This window comes from Acinetobacter sp. 1566109 (assembly GCF_000582255.1).
Lineage (GTDB): Bacteria > Pseudomonadota > Gammaproteobacteria > Pseudomonadales > Moraxellaceae > Acinetobacter > Acinetobacter nosocomialis.
Genome location: NZ_JEYB01000139.1, coordinates 1 through 2047 on the forward strand (window position 1 = coordinate 1; position 2047 = coordinate 2047).

Genomic DNA, 2047 nt, shown 5'->3' on the forward strand with positions numbered 1-2047 from the left:
AACTAGTTTGAAATTGGTATTTCCTTATCTCAGGACTGTTTATAACCATTTCAGCAATTAGTATTTTCCGAAAAAAAGCGCTGGGCGTCTGGATTTTTGCGGCTGTTATTGAAGGTACGGTAATTTGGTCACTCATTGATGCTGGATGGGAATTTTGGCCGTTATTTTCGCGGTTAATGTTTCCTGCTGGTCTTTTTGCTGCGTTGTTATTTACCTTACCTTCAATTCGACGCTACCAATTTCAAACTAGTTTGGCATCTTCAGCCTATGCAGTAGGTGGCTTAGTTGTTGTGGGAATGTTGATTGCGCTCTACCAAATGTTCCAACCGCATCCAACGGTCGCAAGTTCAGGTGAAAAACTACCTTTAGTACCAGTTGACCCTGCAAAAAAACAGGTGAATTGGGAAAATTATGGAAACGATACGGGCGGTAGTCGCTTTGTTGCTCTCGACCAAATTAACCGAGATAACGTTCATAAACTAAAAGAAGCATGGCGCTTTAGAACAGGTGATTTTACAACGGGTAGTGGTAATGGTGCTGAAGACCAAATGACCCCGCTACAAGTTGGAAATAAAGTCTTTTTATGTACGCCACATAACAACATTTTTGCGATAGATGCTGACTCGGGCAAACAACTCTGGAAAGCTGAGGTGAACTCTAAAGCCGATGCTTGGGAGCGTTGCCGTGGTGTTGCATACTTTGATTCAACAAAAACGCTTGTACAACCAACTTTAGCTGGTGCAACTCCGGTCACTACTGTTGCGAGCAACACAGCCTGTCCACGCCGTGTATATACCAATACGCCAGATGGCCGTTTAATTGCAGTCAATGCAGATAATGGTCAGCGCTGTGCGGACTTTGGGGTAAATGGAACAGTTGATCTACTCGAAGGCTTAGGCGGTGGGACTAAGGCTCCACGTTTTGAAGTGACTTCTGCACCGACTATTGCTGGAACAACTATTGTGGTGGGTAGCCGTATTGCCGACAACGTGGCAGCAGATATGCCGGGTGGTGTAATACGTGGTTATGACGTGATTACGGGTAAACTTCGCTGGGCATTTGACCCGCGTAATCCAAACCCTAACTATGTTCTTAAACCGGGTGAAACCTATAAACGTAGTTCGGCAAACTCTTGGGCTGCAATGTCATATGATCCACAAATGAATACAGTGTTCCTACCGATGGGTAGTTCATCTGTCGACATTTGGGGGGGTAACCGTAATCCGTTAGATCACAAATACAATACTTCTGTTTTGGCACTTGATGCGACAACGGGTAAAGAAAAGTGGGTATATCAAACTGTTCATAATGACTTATGGGACTTTGACTTACCAATGCAACCAAGTCTAGTCGACTTTCCATTAAAAGATGGTACGACTAAGCCAGCTGTTGTGATTGGAACCAAATCAGGTCAATTCTTTGTCCTTGACCGCATAACTGGTAAACCGCTAACTAAAGTAATTGAACAGCCAGTGAAAGCGGCAAATATTCCGGGTGAGCAATACAGTTTAACTCAACCACGTTCTGTTGAAATGCCTCAAATTGGTAATCAGACTTTAACTGAGTCAGATATGTGGGGTGCAACGCCGTTTGACCAACTAATGTGTCGTATTAACTTTAAGTCAATGCGTTACGAAGGTTTATTTACTGCACCGGGTACTGATGTTTCATTAAGCTTCCCTGGTTCTTTAGGTGGCATGAACTGGGGTAGTATTGCTTTTGACCCGACACATCGTTACATGTTCGTAAACGATATGCGTCTTGGTTTATGGGTTCAACTCATTAAACAAACACCTGAAGATATTAAGATTCAGGCGAGTGGTGGCGAAAAAGTAAATACAGGTATGGGTGCTGTACCAATGAAAGGTACACCATATAAAGTGAATAAAAACCGCTTTATGTCCGCTTTAAGTATTCCTTGTCAAAAACCACCGTTTGGTACCATGACAGCAATTGACATGAAAACTCGTCAGATTGCATGGCAAGTACCACTTGGTACAGTTGAGGACACTGGACCACTTGGTATTAAGATGGGCTTGAAAGCACC

At 43.4% G+C, this 2047-nt stretch carries 1 pseudogene; it reads left to right on the top strand.

Annotated elements, in window-relative coordinates:
• Positions 1-11 precede the first annotated feature (11 nt).
• A pseudogene (locus tag J582_RS24720) lies at positions 12-2047 on the top strand (membrane-bound PQQ-dependent dehydrogenase, glucose/quinate/shikimate family); the annotation flags it as partial.